25 protein-coding genes and 1 tRNA gene are annotated in these 16,621 nt (G+C 66.6%); 13 read left to right on the top strand and 13 right to left on the bottom strand.

What is annotated here, in order from left to right; genetic code table 11:
- Positions 1–193 precede the first annotated feature (193 nt).
- Both KQ305_RS14420 and KQ305_RS14415 read left to right on the top strand, forming a co-directional pair.
- Positions 194–2,224, top strand: a complete 2,031-nt coding sequence (locus KQ305_RS14420; RefSeq protein ID WP_259726097.1) for a bifunctional diguanylate cyclase/phosphodiesterase — start codon at positions 194–196, stop codon at positions 2,222–2,224.
- A gap of 51 nt (positions 2,225–2,275) precedes the next feature.
- Complete coding sequence (locus KQ305_RS14415) at positions 2,276–2,680, top strand: VOC family protein (protein ID WP_259726096.1); 405 nt, start codon at positions 2,276–2,278, stop codon at positions 2,678–2,680.
- Between the two features lie 23 nt (positions 2,681–2,703).
- Here the strand turns inward: KQ305_RS14415 and KQ305_RS14410 are convergent, their stop codons facing one another.
- From KQ305_RS14410 to KQ305_RS14395, 4 genes are all read right to left on the bottom strand, one after another.
- Positions 2,704–2,835: a hypothetical protein gene (locus tag KQ305_RS14410; protein ID WP_259726095.1), complete on the bottom strand. Its 132-nt coding sequence runs from the start codon at positions 2,833–2,835 to the stop codon at positions 2,704–2,706.
- A gap of 240 nt (positions 2,836–3,075) precedes the next feature.
- Complete coding sequence (locus KQ305_RS14405; protein ID WP_259726094.1) at positions 3,076–3,729, bottom strand: DJ-1/PfpI family protein; 654 nt, start codon at positions 3,727–3,729, stop codon at positions 3,076–3,078.
- Positions 3,730–3,751: 22 nt separating this feature from the next.
- Positions 3,752–4,069, bottom strand: coding sequence for an MTH1187 family thiamine-binding protein (locus tag KQ305_RS14400; RefSeq protein ID WP_259726093.1), 318 nt, complete (start codon positions 4,067–4,069; stop codon positions 3,752–3,754).
- Positions 4,070–4,336: 267 nt separating this feature from the next.
- Positions 4,337–4,420: transfer RNA gene (locus KQ305_RS14395), tRNA-Leu, on the bottom strand.
- A 40-nt stretch (positions 4,421–4,460) separates the two neighbouring features.
- On the opposite strand from KQ305_RS14395, the gene KQ305_RS14390 reads away from it, so the two are divergent.
- The 5 genes from KQ305_RS14390 (at position 4,461) to KQ305_RS14370 (ending at position 7,045) form a co-directional block, all read left to right on the top strand.
- Complete coding sequence (locus KQ305_RS14390) at positions 4,461–4,712, top strand: NAD(P)H-quinone oxidoreductase subunit L (RefSeq protein ID WP_259726092.1); 252 nt, start codon at positions 4,461–4,463, stop codon at positions 4,710–4,712.
- Between the two features lie 3 nt (positions 4,713–4,715).
- Positions 4,716–5,051, top strand: coding sequence for a DUF3007 family protein (locus tag KQ305_RS14385; protein ID WP_259726091.1), 336 nt, complete (start codon positions 4,716–4,718; stop codon positions 5,049–5,051).
- A 44-nt stretch (positions 5,052–5,095) separates the two neighbouring features.
- The gene (gene trpA, locus KQ305_RS14380; RefSeq protein WP_259726090.1) at positions 5,096–5,941 is read left to right on the top strand and encodes a tryptophan synthase subunit alpha; all 846 of its coding nucleotides are present in this window, start codon (positions 5,096–5,098) and stop codon (positions 5,939–5,941) included.
- Between the two features lie 153 nt (positions 5,942–6,094).
- A complete protein-coding gene (locus KQ305_RS14375) occupies positions 6,095–6,742 on the top strand; it encodes a class I SAM-dependent methyltransferase (RefSeq protein ID WP_259726089.1) in 648 nt (215 codons plus the stop codon).
- A gap of 36 nt (positions 6,743–6,778) precedes the next feature.
- A complete protein-coding gene (locus KQ305_RS14370) occupies positions 6,779–7,045 on the top strand; it encodes a YciI family protein (RefSeq protein WP_259726088.1) in 267 nt (88 codons plus the stop codon).
- Between the two features lie 50 nt (positions 7,046–7,095).
- On the opposite strand, the gene KQ305_RS14365 is transcribed toward KQ305_RS14370, so the two are convergent.
- Both KQ305_RS14365 and KQ305_RS14360 read right to left on the bottom strand, forming a co-directional pair.
- On the bottom strand, positions 7,096–7,491 hold the full coding sequence (locus KQ305_RS14365; RefSeq protein WP_259726087.1) for a c-type cytochrome: 396 nt from the start codon (positions 7,489–7,491) through the stop codon (positions 7,096–7,098).
- A complete protein-coding gene (locus KQ305_RS14360) occupies positions 7,488–7,850 on the bottom strand; it encodes an AbrB family transcriptional regulator (RefSeq protein ID WP_216909975.1) in 363 nt (120 codons plus the stop codon). The genes KQ305_RS14365 and KQ305_RS14360 overlap by 4 nt, the downstream gene beginning before the upstream one ends.
- Positions 7,851–7,953: 103 nt before the next feature.
- Here KQ305_RS14360 and KQ305_RS14355 point away from each other — a divergent pair, with 103 nt between their 5' ends.
- Together KQ305_RS14355 and KQ305_RS14350 are read left to right on the top strand one after the other, a co-directional pair.
- Positions 7,954–8,430, top strand: a complete 477-nt coding sequence (locus tag KQ305_RS14355) for a GNAT family N-acetyltransferase (RefSeq protein ID WP_259726086.1) — start codon at positions 7,954–7,956, stop codon at positions 8,428–8,430.
- Positions 8,431–8,448: 18 nt separating this feature from the next.
- Positions 8,449–9,003 (top strand): Nif11 domain/cupin domain-containing protein, encoded by a 555-nt coding sequence (locus KQ305_RS14350; RefSeq protein WP_259726085.1) that lies wholly within the window; start codon positions 8,449–8,451, stop codon positions 9,001–9,003.
- Here the strand turns inward: KQ305_RS14350 and KQ305_RS14345 are convergent.
- From KQ305_RS14345 to KQ305_RS14325, 5 genes are all read right to left on the bottom strand, one after another.
- Positions 8,909–9,445 carry a phosphate-starvation-inducible PsiE family protein gene (locus KQ305_RS14345; RefSeq protein WP_259726084.1) on the bottom strand — a complete coding sequence of 179 codons (537 nt, stop codon included), beginning with the start codon at positions 9,443–9,445 and terminating at the stop codon, positions 8,909–8,911. The genes KQ305_RS14350 and KQ305_RS14345 overlap by 95 nt on opposite strands.
- Positions 9,445–9,714 (bottom strand): hypothetical protein, encoded by a 270-nt coding sequence (locus tag KQ305_RS14340; RefSeq protein ID WP_259726083.1) that lies wholly within the window; start codon positions 9,712–9,714, stop codon positions 9,445–9,447. Before KQ305_RS14340 ends, KQ305_RS14345 begins: the two co-directional genes overlap by 1 nt.
- Positions 9,715–9,805: 91 nt before the next feature.
- The gene (locus KQ305_RS14335; RefSeq protein ID WP_259726082.1) at positions 9,806–10,147 is read right to left on the bottom strand and encodes a hypothetical protein; all 342 of its coding nucleotides are present in this window, start codon (positions 10,145–10,147) and stop codon (positions 9,806–9,808) included.
- A gap of 9 nt (positions 10,148–10,156) precedes the next feature.
- Complete coding sequence (locus tag KQ305_RS14330) at positions 10,157–10,534, bottom strand: YkvA family protein (RefSeq protein ID WP_259726081.1); 378 nt, start codon at positions 10,532–10,534, stop codon at positions 10,157–10,159.
- Between the two features lie 98 nt (positions 10,535–10,632).
- The gene (locus tag KQ305_RS14325; protein WP_259726080.1) at positions 10,633–11,553 is read right to left on the bottom strand and encodes a sigma-70 family RNA polymerase sigma factor; all 921 of its coding nucleotides are present in this window, start codon (positions 11,551–11,553) and stop codon (positions 10,633–10,635) included.
- 217 nt (positions 11,554–11,770) lie between these two features.
- On the opposite strand from KQ305_RS14325, the gene KQ305_RS14320 reads away from it, so the two are divergent.
- Together KQ305_RS14320 and KQ305_RS14315 are read left to right on the top strand one after the other, a co-directional pair.
- Positions 11,771–12,259: a DUF2214 family protein gene (locus tag KQ305_RS14320; protein WP_259726079.1), complete on the top strand. Its 489-nt coding sequence runs from the start codon at positions 11,771–11,773 to the stop codon at positions 12,257–12,259.
- Positions 12,259–13,002 carry a peptidase gene (locus tag KQ305_RS14315; RefSeq protein WP_259726078.1) on the top strand — a complete coding sequence of 248 codons (744 nt, stop codon included), beginning with the start codon at positions 12,259–12,261 and terminating at the stop codon, positions 13,000–13,002. Before KQ305_RS14320 ends, KQ305_RS14315 begins: the two co-directional genes overlap by 1 nt.
- 9 nt (positions 13,003–13,011) lie before the next feature.
- Here KQ305_RS14315 and KQ305_RS14310 read toward each other — a convergent pair whose 3' ends face one another.
- Positions 13,012–13,818 (bottom strand): metal ABC transporter ATP-binding protein, encoded by an 807-nt coding sequence (locus tag KQ305_RS14310; protein ID WP_259726077.1) that lies wholly within the window; start codon positions 13,816–13,818, stop codon positions 13,012–13,014.
- A gap of 95 nt (positions 13,819–13,913) precedes the next feature.
- Between KQ305_RS14310 and KQ305_RS14305 the strand changes: the two genes are divergently transcribed.
- Together KQ305_RS14305 and KQ305_RS14300 are read left to right on the top strand one after the other, a co-directional pair.
- Complete coding sequence (locus tag KQ305_RS14305; protein ID WP_259726076.1) at positions 13,914–14,585, top strand: SDR family oxidoreductase; 672 nt, start codon at positions 13,914–13,916, stop codon at positions 14,583–14,585.
- Between the two features lie 36 nt (positions 14,586–14,621).
- Positions 14,622–15,620, top strand: coding sequence for a DUF1460 domain-containing protein (locus tag KQ305_RS14300; protein WP_259726075.1), 999 nt, complete (start codon positions 14,622–14,624; stop codon positions 15,618–15,620).
- Here KQ305_RS14300 and KQ305_RS14295 read toward each other — a convergent pair.
- Positions 15,574–16,621 (bottom strand): calcium-binding protein (locus tag KQ305_RS14295; RefSeq protein ID WP_311134363.1); only part of this gene is annotated, 1,048 nt, incomplete at its 5' end. The two genes, KQ305_RS14300 and KQ305_RS14295, sit on opposite strands and share 47 nt — an antisense overlap.

Genomic DNA, 16,621 nt, shown 5'->3' with positions numbered 1-16,621 from the left:
CCGTTCCGAGCCGTCGTGTTGAGTTTTGTTCTGTTGTTCAGTTCAGCGGCCATGGCCTGCGAGAAGCACATCAACGGCCACCAGAACAGTTCCGACACCCATTCGGAAAACATCAACAACTAACTGTCTTCACCACCAACGCGGTGAAATGGGCGGCTAATGATTAGCAGTCACATTCGTTAGTCAGAATAATTTGATTCCTTCCCACCCTCGTTACCATCCAAGAGTCGTCGTCTCGGCTGTTGCCCTGATCGGCCTCTTTCTGCTGGATCTGGCCCTCACCAGAAGCCTGGGATTCACGCTGTTTCCTTACTACTGGATCCCCGTGGTGCTGGCGGCCTCGTTCGCCACGCCACGCCAGGTGGGTTGGTTCACGAGCCTGGCGATCGTCCTGACGGTTGTCTGGTCCCTTCAGGCTCCCCAGCCCACAACGCTGGAACTGCTGCTGCGGCTGGTCGGGCTGATCGGGATGGCCTGGGTGTCAATGCAGCTGGCCCGGGAACTGCAGACCAAGGACCGCAGCAACCGGGAACTCAAGCAGCACTACCAGTTGCTGGCCGAAAATGCCCCGGATGTGGTCCTCAGCAGCGACCCGAACGGGCGGATCGCCTGGATCTCCCCGTCGGTGCACCAGTTACTGGGCCATGACTCCCGGCAGCTACAGGGACGCACCATCGATGAACTGCTGCTGGAGGCGGACCGCAAGCAGCTGGATCAGAGCATCGGCCTGGTCCTGCAGGGAAACAGCAGTATCTGCGAGCTTCGCTTCCGGACCGCTGATGGGGGCAGCCGCTGGGTGTCCATGGCCCTGCGGCCGGTGCTCGGGGCCGCTGGGGAGGTGCTGGGGATGGTCGGCAGCTGGCGCGACATCCAGGGGGAAGTCGAGGCGCGCCAGGCGGAGGAGCGCACCAAGGAGGCCCTGGAGGCCTCGGAGGAACGGCTGCGCCTCACGATGGAGAACGCCTCGACCGGCATTGCCCTGCTCGACGCCCAGGGGCATTTCCTCTCCATCAACCCCACTGGCAGCGGGCTGCTCGACCAGGACCACGTTGGCCTGGAGGGCCTCACCTGGCAGGCGTTCTCACCGGCGGCGGACCAGGCCAGCGAAGCCCCGCTGATGGAGGAACTGCTCAGCGGTCGACGCGCCTGCTACCGGCTGCGCAAGCGCATCCTCCAGCGGCCCGACCGCTGCATCTGGGTGGATTGCAGTGTCTCCTGCTCGCGCCATGCCGACGGCACCACGGCCTTCGTGATCGCCCAGTTCAACGACGTCACCGAGATGGTTCAGGCGGAAGCCGCCCTGGCCACCTCGGAGGAGCGCTACCGACTGCTGGCGGAGAACTCCAGCGATGTGGTGCTGCTGATCAAGGACGAGCTGATCAGCTGGATCTCCCCGTCGCTCACCTGCATGCTGGGTTGGCAGCCGGGAGACTGGATCGGCCATCCCCTCAGCCGCTTCATCCCCGCCGAGGAGCAACCGGCCCTGGAGCGCGATCTACACGCCCTCGCCGCCGGTCGGACGGTTGTCAGCAGGCTGCAGGCCCTGGCCCACGACCACAGCCAACGCTGGGTGGAACTGCATGCCAGTCCCTACAGAGATCTCGATGGCCACCTCGACGGCATCGTGGGATCCTTCCGGACCGTGGATCAGGAGGTGGCTGCCGAAAGGGAGCTGGCCCGCCGCGCCTGCACCGACGAACTGACCGGGCTGGTGAACCGCCACGAGGCGTTGGAGCAGATCACCGCCATCGCCGGCCGTGTGGTGCGCCAAGGCCATGCCACGGCCGTGTTGTTCTGCGATCTCGATAACTTCAAGGAGATCAACGACACCTTCGGTCACGTGCCTGGAGATGAATTGCTCAGGGCCGTGGCCACGAGAATCCGCATGGGCCTGCGCAGCGGTGACATGGCCGCCCGCATTGGTGGCGACGAGTTGATGGTGGTGCTGCAGGGGGTGCGAAGCCTGAGCGATGCGGTGACCATCGCCGACAAGCTGCGTCGGGCCGTGGCCGAACCGATCCCCACCAGTGCTGGCTTCCTGTCGATCACCCTGAGCATCGGCGTCACGATGGTCGAACCTGGCGAAGACTCCGACGAGATCATCTCCAGGGCCGACCGTGCCATGTACCGGGCCAAGCAGACCGGGCGCAACCAGGTGCTGGCCTTCAGCGACCAGAGCGATACGTTCGAAAGCCGGAGTGTCAGCTGGCAGCCCGTGCTCTGAACCGCTCAGGAGGAGCGAAAAACTGGAAGAATGGCAAGGGAGGCGATTGCCATGGAGATCATCGGTATCGATCATGTGGTGCTGCGCTGCAGGGATCTGGAGCCCATGGAGCGCTTCTACACCAACGTGCTGGGTTGCGCCGTGACCCGACGTAACGATGCTCTGGGACTGATCCACCTGAAAGCCGGCAACGGCCTGATCGATCTGGCGGCCGTCAACGGAGAGCTGGGTCGCCGGGGAGGTGTGGGACCGGGGGCAGAAGGCCACAACCTGGATCACGTTTGCCTGCGGATCGAACCCTTCGACGAAGAGGCCTTGCGGGCCCATCTCCACCGCCATGGCCTAGAGGCCGGCCCCCTCCATCATTCCTATGGGGCCGAGGGTGTCGGCCCGGCCCTCTACCTGGAAGATCCGGAGGGGAACAGCATCGAACTCAAGGGCCCACCCCAGGGCTGAAACGGCCTCCGGTAAGGGCGGGTTCAGCCACGCCAGGTGGGCTGGCCCCCGCGACCCAGGGTGCCCCGGTGGCGCCAGAGAGCGGCCGGACTCACCTCAATGCCGTGCTGCCTGGCCAGATCGGACGCGGCCTGGGGCGAATCGGATGCTTGCAACGCACCGGAGAACAACGGATCACGCAGGGCTAGATCTTTCACCCGATGCAGAGCTTCTGTGGCATTGGGCTGGGCGGCATTGGGCTGGGCGTAGGTACTTGTGCTGGATAATTCACAGGTAGTCACTGGATTTCTTCCTCTTTTGACTCATCCTAATCAGAAAGAGTCGCCACCAAGATGAGTGGAAACACCTATCCCATCGTTTAACTTCAGTTCACGGTTTTCGGTCACTTTGTCCGGTCACGATGTCCGGAAATAGTCTGCTCCTTTGCCACCGCTGGCGGCAGACCCATAGATCTTCGAGGAAGGGAAATATTCGGCCTCCAGTTGCACCTCGGCGGCCACCTCTTCTCCTGCCGTTTCAGCAATGAATTGCAGGGTGAGATCAATCCCAGACGAGATGCCGGCCGCCGTCCAGATGGCTCCATCCCGGGTGAAGCGCTCTTCCACCACCTCCACATCGCCGAGGGCCCGCAGGCGCTCCAGGGAGGCCCAGTGGGTGGTGGCCCGCTTGCCACTGAGCAGGCCGGCGGCATGCAGCAGGAACGCGCCGGTGCAGACCGAAAGCACCGCCCGGCAACGGGTCGCCTGCTGGCGGATGAAGGCGATCAGCTCGGCATTGTTCACCTGCGTGCGGGTGCCCAGGCCGCCCGGCACCAGCAGCACCTCCAGGGGCGGAGCCGTGGCGAAGCTGGCCTGGGGCAGCAGCACCAGCCCCTTGGCGCAGGTGATCGGAGCCTCGCCCTGGCCGATCATCAGGCACTCCCTGGGGCCTCCGGGCTGACGCGCCCACAGGGCGGCCATCTCCCAGGGTCCGATGGCGTCGAGCTCCTCCACCCCGGGGAACAGCAGGATGCCGAAGCTTCCGACGCCATTGGACGCGGCTGGATCCATCGTCAGCCCTGCCCGCAGGCGCCTAAAAAGCACTCAAGTTTCCCACCAGCAGCGCCTGCACGCTGGCCAGCTTGTCGTCGAGGCTCTGGTCCCGGTCGGTGCGGGTGTTGATGGTCACGGTGGTGAAGATCCGCGGGCAGCCCATGGCATGCACGGCGGCATGGCAGGCCTCGATCGCCGCCATCACCGGCGCCCACTCCCCCTCGATGGCGGTGCCATTGGGGTGCAGCCGGATCGTCAGCCCGGCCTGCTGCAGCACCCGCTCGCAGGTGGCCACGTAGGAGGCCAGGCTCACCCCCACACCGATCGGCACCACACAGAGATCAACGATCACCTTCATGGCGGAAGCGGGCAGGGGCCATGGCGATCCTCACAAGGTGCCGATGCTGAACAGCAACTGCAACAGGGCAAAACCCGCCAGACAGGTGGCGGCCAGCAGCGGAGCGACATGAACCAACTTCGGGATCCCACGATGGCTTCGGTCTAGGCGGGATGGTGCCGCAGGGGAAGACCGTGGAACCGCTGCGTGTGGAGAGCCACAGACACAGTTAGTGATGAACTTTTGTCCTGAGTGCCAGACCAGAGTTCGGGGCCCGAATCTCAGCGATGGGGGCAGGGGGACTTGAACCCCCACAGCCTTGCAGCCTGCGGATTTTAAGTCCGCTGCGTCTACCAATTTCGCCATGCCCCCGCACGGGGATCCTAGATTCGCCCCACTTCGCGCAACCCCGGTGGCCCTGAGCGGACCTCTGAGCAGCCTTTCGCTCGACACCCTGCTGGTGATCGGCGCCTATCTGGCTCTGGCCGGGGCATACCTGGTGGTGGTGCCCCTGGCCCTCTACTGGTGGATGCACAAGCGCTGGACCGTCATGGGCAAGATCGAGCGCACGGCCATCTACGGCCTGGTGTTCCTGTTCTTCCCGGGGCTGATCCTGTTCTCCCCCTTCCTCAACCTGCGCATGGCGGGCCAGGGCGAGGCCTGATCCGTGACCCGCGCACAGGCGATCCTGCTGGGCTTTGTGGTGTTCGGCATTGGCGGGGGCGGCTACTGGGTGTTTCGCTCCAGCGGCCTGGAGGGCTTCTCCCCCGGTATCGCCGCTTCGGCGCTGCTGATGCTCGTGGTGCTGGGGTGGACCGCCAGTTACCTGGTGCGGGTGGTGGGCGGCAAGATGACCTACATGGAGCAGCGGCGCCGCTATCGGGCCGCCTACGACGCCGTCACCGACGAGGAGCTGCAGCGCAAGTTCGACGCCATGAGCCCCGAGGAGCAGGCCAGGCTGCTGGCCGAGGTGGGCCAGCTGCAGGCCGATGCCGACATGTGAGGACGACCCCATAGGCTCAGGGGCACCGTCCTGACTCCGGCCCGATGAGCGTCGCCGCCACCGCCGGCCCTGCCACCACCCCCACGCCGATCCAGCAGCGCTTCGCCGCCCTGCGGGCCAAGGGGCGCTGCGCCCTGATGCCCTTTCTGATGGCAGGGGATCCGGATCTGTCGATCACCGCCGCCAGCCTGCTGGCCCTGCAGGCCGCCGGCGCCGATCTGATCGAACTGGGCATCCCCTACAGCGATCCGCTGGCGGATGGCCCGGTGATCCAGGCCGCCGCCAGCCGGGCCCTGGCCTCCGGCACCACCCCTGGCCGGGTGCTGGCGATGCTGGAGTCCCTGCGGGGCCAGCTGACCCTGCCGGTGGTGCTGTTCACCTACAGCAACCCCCTGCTCAACCGGGGCATGGAGAGCTTCTGCCGCGAGGCCGCCGCCGCCGGTGCCGCCGGCCTGGTGGTGCCGGATCTGCCCCTGGAGGAGGCCCAGAAACTCTCCGGCATCGCAGCCGGCCATGGTCTGGATCTGGTGTTGCTGGTGGCCCCCAACACCCCGGCCGAACGCATGGCCCGCATCCACACCGCCAGCCGCGGCTTCACCTACCTGGTGAGCGTCACCGGGGTGACGGGGGTGCGCACCAGCCTGGAAACGCGGGTGGGACCGCTGGTGCAACAGCTGCGGGAGCTGGGCCCCACACCTGTGGCCGTGGGCTTCGGCATCGCCACCGGCGAGCAGGCTCTGCAGGTGCGCCGCTGGGGCGGCGACGGCGCCATCGTGGGCAGCGCCCTGGTCCGCCGCATGGCCCAGGCCCACCAGAGCGGAGCCGATGTGGCCGCTGATGCCGGTGCCTTCGCCGCCGAGCTGCGCGCCGCCCTCGATCAGCCGCTTTAGCCGAGCTACAGCACAGGGGCGCAGGCGCTCAACGACAGCAGCAGCGCCAGCGCCGCGACCAACGACGCCGGGACAAGCACAGACGTGGCGGTTAGAGATGGAACACCCATGGGACAACCTCGCAAGGTGGGGAGATGATCTCCTCATGATGGGATGGAGCTGGAACTGGAACTGGAACTGCCTTTTTCTCCCGCCTGCCTGCGCAACCAGGAGCCAATCCTGACGCTGCTGCGCCGGTGGATACCCCCGGAAGCCCGGGTGCTGGAGGTGGGGTCGGGCAGCGGCCAGCACGCCATCCACATGGCGCGCCACCTGCCGGGGGTGTGCTGGCAGCCCAGTGAGCGCTCCGAATCCCTGGCTGGATTGGCCGGACGCATCGCCCTGGAGGGCCAGGCGGGGCTGGCCCCGGGGGCCCGGGTGGCGCCGCCGCTGGTGCTGGATGTGACCGAGGCCCACTGGCCAGCCGGGCCCTTCGAGGCTGTGTTCACGGCGAACACGCTGCACATCATGCCGGCGGCCGCCGTGCCCCACCTGCTGGCCGGCAGTGCCCGGGTCCTGACCGCCGATGGCCTGCTGCTGATCTACGGCCCCTTTCGCTACGGCCATGGCCACACCGCCGCGAGCAACGGGGCCTTCGACCTCCACTTGCGCCAGATCGATCCGGCCATGGGGGTGCGTGACGCCGAGGAGCTACAGGTCGAAGCCGCTCAGCTGGGGCTGCATCTGCAGGCCGATGCGGCGATGCCGGCCAACAACCGCCTGCTGGTGTTTCAACAATGCAATGAAGGGCGCGGAGAATGAAAGGCTGAGGGACGTTCACCCCCCACCCTGCGGCCCATGAAATTCGTCCTCTGGGGCACCTACTGCGCCGACGCCCTCGAGCAGCGCACCCCCTACCGCGACGAGCATCTGGCTGGACTGCAACGCCAGAAAGAGGAGGGCGTGCTGCTCACCTTGGGGCCCACGGTCGACGCCAGCCACGTCTTCGGCCTCTACGAAGCCGACGAGCTGGAGACGGTGGAGAACCTCGTCAAAGGGGACATCTACTGGCGCCAGGGCATCTGGACGGCCGTGGAGATCTATCCCTGGATCCAGGCCTTCTGAGCCCCGCCCAGGCGTAGCGGGTGCAGCGACGTCACGTCACGGGATCAGCTTCAGCCGCGGGGCCAGCCCGCCTGGGCCTGCTGCCACACCCAGGCGGCCACCGCCTCGGCCCCGCCATCACCGAGGGCTTCGCCGTAGCCGCCCATCTGGCCGATCCCTGCGGCGGCAATCGTGGCAATCACCGCCGGGTCGGCGGCGCCATTGCGCTCCAGCGCTGCCAGCTTCAATGTCTTGCTGCGGCGAAGGATGTTGCCGCCCTGGACATGGCAGCCGATGCAGTGGGCCTCAAACAGCTCGGCGCCAGTGGTGAGACTTGCGAGCGCGGAATCGCTGGCCTCCAAAGCGAAGCTTGGCCCTGGGAAGCCAAGGGCCGGTGGCGGCAGGATCACGGCCAGCACCAGGAGCAGGGCCACCAGCGCCGACAGCAGCGGGCGCCAGCGAATCAATCCTCTTCGTCGGCGCTGCCGGCGGGGATCAGGCGGATCTGTTTGCGGCCGAGCTTGATCTCGAACTCATCGCCGGGCTTGAGATCAAGCATGGCGGTATAGGCCTTGCCGATCAGCAGATTGCCGTTGCCCTGCACCGTGGCCACATAGCTGAGTTTGCGCCCACCTTTGCCCACCTTGCCGGCCGCACCGAACTCGACGCCTTTGGCCTCAAGCAGGGCCTCGTAGAAGGCGGTGAAGTTCAGGCGCTCGGCGCCATCCTTCTTGGTGGAAACATAGCCACAGGCCCGAACGATCTCGGACTTGCCGACATCGCCGAGTTCCTTGACCTTGGCAAGCAATTCCGATCCAGTCAGCATGGTATGTACGCGGTGTCGTGAGTGAGGTTAGAACTAAAGCATACACCAGCACCATCAGCCTGCTGCCGAAAGCGGCGACAATCCATGCACATTCACGGCCACGATGCTGCCGATCCGTCCACTCCGGCCCGATGATTGCCAGCAGCTGGTCGCTGTCTATCACGAGGCGGTCATCAGCCAGGCCGGCAACCTCTACAGCCCGTCACAGATCGAGGCCTGGTCACAACAGGCGAGCCGCAATGATGGCTTCCGGTCGTCACTGCTACGGGGCCATGGGTTGGTGAGCTGTGCCAACGACGACGACACGATCATCGAAGCGTTTGCCCTTCTCGATCCCATCGACCGGCTCGCCCTGCTCTACTGCCGGGGCCGCGCCAGCCGCCAGGGACGGGCTGGCGCCCTGCTGGAGGCCTTGGAGCAGCACGCCCGCACCCAGGGGGTGAGCCGCCTGCGCACCGAGGCCAGCCAGCTGTCACGGCCGCTGCTGGAGCGGCGGGGCTGGGTGGTGGACGCCGAAGAAACGGTGATCCTGGGCGGCGTCTCCTTCCTGCGCTGGCGGATGGGCAAGGATCTGCTCTGACGCCTGAGCACCTCCCCCATGGCCGAAGCCCAGCTGCAGCAGTTCCTGGAGAAGGTGCGCCAGCTCAATGCCTTCGTGGCCCTGAGCGAGGCCGACCCCGCCCTGCGCCAAGCCCTGCGCGACTGTGGCGATCACCATCAGGTGGTGGCCCTGGCCCGCTCCTGCGGCTTCGAAATCGGCCGCCGCTGGGGCGAGCCACCAGCGGGCGACGGGGCCGAAGCCAGCTCTGGAGGGGCTTCCAGTGCCTCCCTGGTACGGAGCCCGTGCCCCGCCGCTGGGGGGGAAGTCACCACCCTGCTGCTGCAGACCCCGCAGCTGCGGTTGGAGCGGATCCACTCCTGCAGCGCCTCCAGCCCGGAGGGCTTCTGGTACGACCAGACGGAGCACGAGTGGGTGCTGCTGCTGCAGGGCAGTGCCCGGTTGCAGTTCGCCGATGAGGCCGAACCCCGTGCCCTGGCCTGCGGTGAGGCCCTGCTGATCAGTGCGGGCCGTCGGCACCGGCTGCTGGCGAGTGACCCGCTTCCTGGAACGATCTGGCTGGCCCTGTTCTGGCCACCCCATCCCGCTCACTGACGTCCGGCTCACTGACCTGGCGCACCATCCAGAAGGCCGCCGCCAGGCACAGCACGGCCACCCCCAGACCCACCACCAGCAGCGGCTTGTCCTCGGCGTTCGGGGGAAGCACGATCACCTTCCGGGCCACGGCCGTGATGGCGGTGAGCAGCACCAATTCGATCTGCACCACATGGCGACGCAGATAGGAGGTGATGTTCTGCAGCACCTCGATGGCGATCAGCAGGTTGAGCAGATCCCCGAGCACGGCGATGAGGCCTTCGCCCACCCAGCGCCGGGATGGGTCGAGCAACTGCAGGACGACCTCGAAGGAGAACTTCAGGGCCGCCACCGCCAGCACCAGGAACAGCATCACGGCCAGCAACTTGGCCACCAGGCGCTCACCCCGGTCGATCAGGCTGAGAAAGATCGTGTCCTGGAAGATCCCCTTCAGGCGTCGCATCAGTTCTTGAACGGCTGGTAGTTGGGTTTGGCCGGGGTGTCACTGGGGGAATTTTCGATCACCGTGTCGCAGGTGATCGAGCCATCCGGGCTGGTGACGCAGTTGGTGGGCTTGATCTGGGTTTCCGGCCCCACGCTGCTGCCACGCTTGAGCATGAAGGACTCCACCTGGGCCTGGGCCGCACCGGTGAAGCTCAAGCCGACCACCAGGGCAGCGGCGGCCCGCATGGACCAGGGGAAGACGCGGGTTGGGACGGCGGTGGCGTTCATGGTGGTGGGCGTCGGCGCGGGGCCGCAGGATCGGTCAGACCCCACTCTGGTGGCTGGTCGCCTGGCCCGCCAGCACAGCGCGTGCAGTGCGTCAGCTGCCGCTGTCGCCGCGGATTTCCTGCAGCAGCAGGTCGAGCTGGCCCATCGAATCGTCCAGCCGCCCAGCGGTGGCGTCGAAGGCGCCGTCCTCGCCGGGCTCCTCGGCCAGCCACTGGGCCTCAATGGCACAGAGGCGTTCGGCCAGGCCCGCCGCGCCCTGGCGGCTCCAGGTGCGGTGCAGCTCCTCAAGCAGCACGGGCATGCGGATCGAACCGGCCCTCAGGGCCCGACGCAGGTCGGACTGGGTGCGGCCGGTGAGCCGCAACCAGTCCTTGAGAAGGCTCTGGAGCTCGTCGAGCTGCTCCGGGCTGAGGGAGGGGGCGGACGCTGGCATGGCCAGACGCTACCCCTGCTGGCGGTAGAGGGGGAACCAGCGATCCAGCCGGCTCTGGGCCCGGGCGCGGATCGCCGGCGTGCGGTGGGTTCCGCAGAGCCCCAGCAAGGCCGTCAGCGCCACCATGTCATCACTGAAGCCGGCCGCCGGGATGAAATCGGGGATCACATCGAGGGGCAGCAGCAGGTAGGTGAGGGCCGCCAGCACGGTGAGCCGCACCTGGGGAGGGGTGCCGCCATCCAGCAGGAGCTCCACGCACTCGAAGGCGGGGCGGGCGATGGTGCGGCCGGCCCGGCGCAGCAGCCGCACCAGCAGCGCCTCATCAAGCACCGCGCTCTCGAGCACCTCGGCGTCGACGGGGGCTTGATCGGCGGGAGCAACAGCCATGGCGATCTGCTCGGGGGAAGGGACACGCCAACGGGTTGGGCGTCCATTCATTCTGTGGGCCACGCAACCTGATCAACGAGGGGTGGATCCCCCTCCATTCACTCCTCCACCAGGCCGCTTTCGATGCCGGTCTTGCGCAGCTTGCGCAGGGCCCGCTGCACCACCTGGCGGCAGTATTCGCGGCTGCATTCCAGCTGCCGGGCCACCTCGGCCAGGGTGCGCCACTCGCGGCTGCCATCAAGCCCGAAACGCAGCAGCACCACCGTGCGCTCCTTGGGGGTGAGGTTGGACTTCTCCAGCAGCGTCCAGACCGACTCGGTGCGCTCGGCCTGCTCGGCCATCTCCATCGGCGCTGGCTCATGGCTGGGCAGCACGTCCACCAGCTCGGAGGGGTCGGCCTTGGAGCGCACGGCCCCCTGCAGGCTGACCGTGACGCTGCGCAGCTCGCAGCCCAGCAGATCTTCGACCTCGGCCACCGGCAGCCCCATGGCGGTGGCCAGCTCCCCGGCGTTGGGGGAATGGCCGTGGGACTGGAGATGGCGCGCCTTGGCGGCCCGCAGCCGGGTGAGCTTCTCGTTGACGTTGACGGGAATGCGGATCGTGCGGCTCTGGGTGGAGAGAGCCCGGTTCAGACCCTGACGGATCCACCAGTAGGCGTAGGTGCTGAAACGGTGACCACGGGTGGGATCAAACTTTTCGACCGCGCGGGTCAGTCCGATGGTGCCTTCCTGGATCAGATCAAGTAGATCAAGGCCCTTACCTTGGTAACGCTTGGCGAGATTGACGACCAGCCGCAGATTGGCTGTCACCATTTGCTGTTTTGCTCGCTCGCCGGTGCGCAAGGTGCGCTTTTCAAGATCGTTGTACTCGCAGGCCGGACCCGTGCCGCCCGCCTGGGCACAGCGTTCCTGGAGGCTGACCATCGCCTGCACTTTTCGCCCTAGGGTGAGCTCCTGCTCAGGGGTGAGCAGCTGATGGCGGCCGATCTCGCCGAGAAAGGCACTGAGGGAACTCGCCATGGAGCCTCTGAATCGATGAGTTGAACCTACGGTTGTTTCTGGATGTTCCTGAAACAAACAGAAAGCCTTCAGTGTTCCGTTGCGTCTTGCGCATAAAGCCACCTGATTCGCTCTTTTCTCTGCTGATTTCAGACTGGCCTGCACAGCGACCACAGCCTCGGACCCGGGGGCAACGACCCAGCCGCTACCGTCCGGAGCGACCACCTGACACCAGCCGATGGCCGGGCTTCTCTCCATCCCCTCCGAAGTGCTCTCCAGCGCCGGGGTGGCCTACGTGCACTACCTGAGCTTCATGGTCTGCTTCGGCGCCCTGGTGCTGGAGCGGCGCCTGATCCGGCCCGACCCGGATCGCAAGGACGCGATCCTGATGGTGATCACGGACGTGACCTACGGCCTGGCCGCCCTGGGGGTGCTGCTCAGCGGCATTCTGCGGGTGCTGTATTTCGGCCAGGGCACCAGCTTCTACACCGAGAATCCCCTGTTCTGGTGGAAGGTGGGCACCTACCTGGCGGTGGGCGCCCTCTCCCTCTACCCCACCATCACCTACATCCTCTGGGCGATTCCGCTGCGCAAGGGGGAGCTGCCCCAGGTGAGCGAGGCCCTGGCCAACCGCCTGCGCTGGGTGCTCAACATCGAGCTGGTGGGCTTTGCCGCCATCCCCCTGATGGCCTCCCTGATGGCCCGCGGAGTCGGACTGGCGGGCTGATGGGCCGGCCCCACCGCGTGCTGGCGGCCGGCTTGGTGCCGGCGCTGCTGCTGCTGGCGGCGCCGCTGCAGGCCGCCACGCCACCTTGCAGGGCGGCTATGGCCACCCGCGCCATCGCGGAAACGCCGAGCACGCCCGCCGCCACAGCCGCCGCGGCACCAGCCACAGGCGAGGACTACCGCCAACTGCTGCGGCCCACGGGCTTCGGCTGGCCCCGGCTGGATCACTGGTGCGTGTGGGTGGAGCCGGCGGCGACGGGCGGAGCGGGCCAACGCTGGGACGCGCTCTGGCTCGGCGCGGTGGAGCGGGCCCTGGGCCAATGGCAGCAGGACCTGGCGATCACCCGGGTGGAGGATCCGGCGGCGGCCCAGGTGCGGATCCTGCGGCGGCGTCCGCCCCTGCTCAGGGAGCCGAATGGCCGCACCCGGGCCAGCCATGGCCGGGCCCAGCTGGCGTTGGTGGCGGTGGATCGGGGGGCCGGCTGGATCCTGGAGCCCCAGGTGTTGGTGCAGATCAGCCCTGGCCAGCGGCCGGAGGCCACCGAGGCCAACGCCCTGCATGAGCTGGGCCATGCCTTCGGGCTGTGGGGCCACAGCGACGATCCCGCCGACGCCATGGCGGCCGTTCCCGGGGCCCGGCCGGTGCTTGAGCTCAGCGGGCGTGATCGGGCCACCCTGCGCTGGCTTTACCAGCAACCCACCAACTTCGGCCAACCCCTGCCGGCGGCTCCCGCATCCCGCTGAGGGAGCCGTTCAGACCGGCGGGCTTTCCTCGGCGTGGGGGGGCCGGTGGGGTGGGTGGCGGTGGTGGTAGGGAACGAAGCCCGGGCCATAGATCTGGGCCAGCCGGTTGGGGCTGAGGGCGTGGTCGGGGGTGCCGTGGCAGCGCAGGCTGCGGTTCAGGCAGAGCACGCCGTCGCAGGTGCGGCGCACCATCTCCAGATCGTGCGAGACCTGCAGGATCGTCCAGCCCTCGCTGCGCCGCAGCTGGTAGAGGAGGGTGTGGAACTGCTCAGCGGCGCGGGCATCGAGGCCAGCCTGGGCCTCGTCGAGCACCAGCAGACGGCGGGGGCGCACGACACAGAACGCCAGCAGCACCCGCTTGAGCTGGCCGCCGGAAAGTTCGGAGAGCAGGCGGTCGGCCAGGTCGGCGCAGAGGGTCTTGCGCAGGGCGGCGCGGATGGCGCTGCGGCGCTCCTGGCGGCCCAGCCAGGGCAGGGCCAGACCCGGGGGATCCCAGCCCAGGCCAACGAATTCGGCCACCGTGAGCGGGAAGCGGCCCCGGGGACTCAGGGTCTGGGGCAGGTAGGCCAGCTTGGCGCGCAGCTCCCGTGGCAACTGGCCTCGGCTGCCGAGGCTGCAGCCGAGGAAGCGCACCTCGCCGGCCTGGCGGGGAAGGATGCCGAGGATGGCCTGCACCAGGGTGCTCTTGCCGGCCCCGTTCGGACCCACCAGGGCCGTGTCGGATTCGGCCACCAGCTGGAAGCTCACGTCATCCACCGCCGTGACGGCCTCACGCCGCACGCTCAGGTGATTGACTTCGAGAACCATTTCGGCCATGGGTGCAGCCTACCCAGGGGGCCCCTGGCTGGCTGTCGCGATCCAAACCTGCGGGCAACGAGAATGGAGGCCAATGCTTTGGACCCAGACCCCCCATGACCTGCATCGCCGTGAGTGGAGCTTCAGGCAAGACGGGTTGGCGGGTGGTGGAAGAGGCCCTGGGCCGGGGCTGGGGCGTGAAGGCGATCCTGCGGCCGGGCTCAGAGGTGCCGCCCGGGCTGGCTGGTGCTGAGCTGGTACGCCTGGAGCTGGGCGATGGCCAGGCGCTGGCGGCGGCGCTGGCCGGCTGCGACGCCTTGGTGATCGCCACCGGGGCACGGCCGTCGGTGGATCTGGCCGGCCCGTTGAAGGTGGATGCCCTGGCGATCCGCTCCCAGATCGCCGCCTGCCGCGAGGCCGGGCTGAAGCGGGTGGTGCTGGTGAGCTCCCTGTGCAGCGGCCGCTGGCTGCACCCGCTGAACCTGTTCGGGCTGATCCTGGTGTGGAAGGGGGTGGGGGAGCGCTGGCTGGCCGCCAGTGGCCTCGATTGGACGGTGGTGCGCCCGGGGGGGTTGAAGGAAACCGAAGAGGGGCTCGAGGCCGAAGGGATCCGCTTCAGCGGGCCCGACCAGCAGGAGAGCAACAGCATTCCGCGGCGGCTGGTGGCGCGGGTGTGCCTCGATGCGGCAGCGAACCCGGCCGCCAGCGGCCGCATCATCGAGATCACCAGCAGCCCCGAGCTGCCGGCGGTGGGGCTGGACACGTGGCTGGCGAGCAGCGCGGCCTGACGGCGGCTGTAGGGTCGCCGCGGCGGTTGCAGCTGGATGCGAAAACCCACTCTCCTGCTGGGCCTCACGGTGCTGATCGCCGCCGGTGCGAGCTTCGCGGCGGCCAACCTGCTGCTGCGAAACGCCGCGCCGGCCAATTCCGGAGTGGCGGCGGCGCCGCCCCCCCTGCCGGGGGGTGTGGCGCTGGCGGAGCCGGCACCGAAATTCGTGGGGGAAACGCGGGTGCTGGCGATGGAGGCGATCGACGCCACCGCCTGGGCGCCGATGAACCAGGCGCTGGTGCAGCTGGCGCGCCGCTTCCTCGACTATCCCTTCAAGGGGTTCTCCCTTGATGGCGGCCCGAAGGAACAGCTGGTGCTGGATCTCACAAACTTCGACTGTTTGCTGTTCGTGGAGCAGCTGCTGGCGCTGAGCAACAGCCGCAAGGTGGACACCCAGGACGAAGGGGTGGAGCGCTTCACGCAGCACGTGCGGCGGCTGCGCTATGTGGATGGCGAGGTGGACTACTGCCGCCGGCAGCATTACTTCAGCCGCTGGGCCGAGGCGGCCGAGCGCAACGGCTATGTGGTGAACCTCACCCCGTTCCTGCCGGGGGCCAGCCGCCGCACGGTGGCGCTCAACTTCATGAGCAACCACATCAAGAGCTACAAGCCAATGCAGCTGGCCCGCAACAAGCAGTGCATCACGGAGCTGGAGAAGGATCTGGTGCTGAACCAGCCCTACATCCCGCTGGCGGCTCTGCCGGGGGTGCTGCCGTCGCTGCGCAGCGGCGACATCTTCGGACTGGTGACGAAGGTGCCGGGGCTGGATGTGACCCACGTGGGGTTCCTGGAGAAGCGCGACGGGGTGGTGGATGCGATCCACGCGGCGGAGGGAGCGGGGGTGATTCGTAGCGAGAACTTCGAGAAGTACGCGGGGCGGGTGCAGGATGTGATTGGGGTGGCGATCTATCGGCCGAGGCCGAATGATGGGGGGAAAGCTGGTGGGACTAAGCCGGGGGGATCAGGGCCAGCACTTGCGCCTCTCCAAAGGTGACACCGTTGGAAAATCGGAAAGCCTCAACCCTGTATTCATTGGACAGGAAGTAGTTCGAAACAGTCAGCTGATCTTTGGTTGTGAAGTTCATTTCCAAGTGCAAGCCATTCCTCCGTATTGACGAAACATCTGTAGACATCAGGTTCGAGAAGGTGACCGAGTCCCTGTTCAGCAGATTAGGATCGTAGTCGGTGATCCGCTTCAACGATCCACCCCTGACAATCACATAGTTGTCATCACCCTCGCCTCCATCGAGCGTGTCGTTGCCAGCGCCTGCGACGAGGCGGTCCTTGCCACGCCCACCATGGAGAACATCATGGCCTGAACCGCCATCAAGAATGTCGTCACCATCACCACCTTTAAGCGTGTCATTACCGTTCCCGCCGGTGAGGACATCATGCAAAACCCCTCCTTGCAGAAGATCATTTCCGTCGAGGCCCTTGATGCGATTGACCATATCATTGAAGCCGCCAAGGGTATCATTCCCAGCGGTTGCACCAGCCACAACAACGCGATCTCGCAGCTGCTTGTCTTCCCAGAAAATGCCGTTCGAAAATTGAAAAGCTTCGATACGGTAGATCTCAGAAGCAAAGTACTGATCCACTTTCACATGTCCTCCACCGGAGTGACGCAATACCAAGTGATTCCCGTCACGCTCGACCAAGGAGATGTCCTGGGATCTCAAGTTATGGAAACTCACCACATCACGGTTGCCACTCACGTAGTCCGTGTCACTGATCTGCTTGTGATCGCCTCCCATCCCGATCACATACAAATCATCCCCAGCTCCGCCGTTCAGGTTGTCGTTGCCACTGCCGGCGATCAACCAGTCGCGTCCTGAGCCACCTTGCAGCACATCGTTACCGGCTCCACCATCGAGATGGTCATCCCCATCACCACCAACCATCCAGTCATGGCCATTCCCGCCTTTCAACACATCAGCGAACCCTCCTCCATACACATAATCATCTCCATCTAAGGCATCGACTCGATTCACCATG

Source organism: Synechococcus sp. CS-1332, assembly GCF_025127995.1.
Classification (GTDB): domain Bacteria; phylum Cyanobacteriota; class Cyanobacteriia; order PCC-6307; family Cyanobiaceae; genus Cyanobium.
Note: the sequence above shows the minus strand (reverse complement) of the source record. Positions and strands in the feature narration are given on the sequence as shown.

Coding starts and splice junctions, on each gene's coding strand:
- KQ305_RS14415 (WP_259726096.1), top strand. CDS start 2,276: ATGGAGATCATCGGTATCGATCATGTGGTGCTGCGCTGCAGGGATCTG.
- KQ305_RS14405 (WP_259726094.1), bottom strand. CDS start 3,729: ATGGATCCAGCCGCGTCCAATGGCGTCGGAAGCTTCGGCATCCTGCTG.
- KQ305_RS14400 (WP_259726093.1), bottom strand. CDS start 4,069: ATGAAGGTGATCGTTGATCTCTGTGTGGTGCCGATCGGTGTGGGGGTG.
- trpA (WP_259726090.1), top strand. CDS start 5,096: ATGAGCGTCGCCGCCACCGCCGGCCCTGCCACCACCCCCACGCCGATC.
- KQ305_RS14375 (WP_259726089.1), top strand. CDS start 6,095: ATGGAGCTGGAACTGGAACTGGAACTGCCTTTTTCTCCCGCCTGCCTG.
- KQ305_RS14370 (WP_259726088.1), top strand. CDS start 6,779: ATGAAATTCGTCCTCTGGGGCACCTACTGCGCCGACGCCCTCGAGCAG.
- KQ305_RS14360 (WP_216909975.1), bottom strand. CDS start 7,850: ATGCTGACTGGATCGGAATTGCTTGCCAAGGTCAAGGAACTCGGCGAT.
- KQ305_RS14355 (WP_259726086.1), top strand. CDS start 7,954: ATGCTGCCGATCCGTCCACTCCGGCCCGATGATTGCCAGCAGCTGGTC.
- KQ305_RS14350 (WP_259726085.1), top strand. CDS start 8,449: ATGGCCGAAGCCCAGCTGCAGCAGTTCCTGGAGAAGGTGCGCCAGCTC.
- KQ305_RS14345 (WP_259726084.1), bottom strand. CDS start 9,445: ATGCGACGCCTGAAGGGGATCTTCCAGGACACGATCTTTCTCAGCCTG.
- KQ305_RS14340 (WP_259726083.1), bottom strand. CDS start 9,714: ATGAACGCCACCGCCGTCCCAACCCGCGTCTTCCCCTGGTCCATGCGG.
- KQ305_RS14335 (WP_259726082.1), bottom strand. CDS start 10,147: ATGCCAGCGTCCGCCCCCTCCCTCAGCCCGGAGCAGCTCGACGAGCTC.
- KQ305_RS14330 (WP_259726081.1), bottom strand. CDS start 10,534: ATGGCTGTTGCTCCCGCCGATCAAGCCCCCGTCGACGCCGAGGTGCTC.
- KQ305_RS14325 (WP_259726080.1), bottom strand. CDS start 11,553: ATGGCGAGTTCCCTCAGTGCCTTTCTCGGCGAGATCGGCCGCCATCAG.
- KQ305_RS14320 (WP_259726079.1), top strand. CDS start 11,771: ATGGCCGGGCTTCTCTCCATCCCCTCCGAAGTGCTCTCCAGCGCCGGG.
- KQ305_RS14315 (WP_259726078.1), top strand. CDS start 12,259: ATGGGCCGGCCCCACCGCGTGCTGGCGGCCGGCTTGGTGCCGGCGCTG.
- KQ305_RS14310 (WP_259726077.1), bottom strand. CDS start 13,818: ATGGCCGAAATGGTTCTCGAAGTCAATCACCTGAGCGTGCGGCGTGAG.
- KQ305_RS14305 (WP_259726076.1), top strand. CDS start 13,914: ATGACCTGCATCGCCGTGAGTGGAGCTTCAGGCAAGACGGGTTGGCGG.
- KQ305_RS14300 (WP_259726075.1), top strand. CDS start 14,622: ATGCGAAAACCCACTCTCCTGCTGGGCCTCACGGTGCTGATCGCCGCC.